The sequence below is a fragment of the Mesorhizobium sp. M2E.F.Ca.ET.209.01.1.1 genome (genome assembly GCF_004010375.2).
Taxonomy (GTDB): Bacteria; Pseudomonadota; Alphaproteobacteria; order Rhizobiales; family Rhizobiaceae; genus Mesorhizobium.
In genome coordinates this window covers 1-317 of sequence record NZ_SADP02000835.1, presented here as the reverse complement: position 1 = coordinate 317, position 317 = coordinate 1, and the positions used below count along the sequence as shown (strand labels likewise).

General features: G+C 59.9%; 1 pseudogene. It reads left to right on the top strand.

The window, feature by feature from the left end:
• Positions 1–106 (top strand): annotated as a pseudogene (locus EN852_RS42925) (1-acyl-sn-glycerol-3-phosphate acyltransferase); the annotation flags it as partial.
• Between the last annotated feature and the right edge of the window lie 211 nt (positions 107–317).

Here is a 317-nt window from a genome sequence, read left to right as displayed (position 1 = left end):
CCGATCTCAGCTTTTGGTCGAGGCCGCGCAGGCGCCGAATCCACCCCCCATACCGCCGACTGCGGTCAAGCGCCTGGCCGAGCTCGGCGTAACTGCCAAGAGCTGATCGGCCAGAGCAATTCCAGGAAAAGTGTAAGCCGTTTTCCGTCCGGAATTGCATAAAAAACAAAGAGATAGGGCATTTCACCGGTTCCGTGAAACGGCGAAATGCCTATCGCAGTACCGCGAGCAGGGTCGTCAGCACCAGCGTCGCAGCAAAGACCAGATTGATGACCCGCGACGCCCGCGGATGGCGAAGGAAGCGCGCGAAGGCGGTT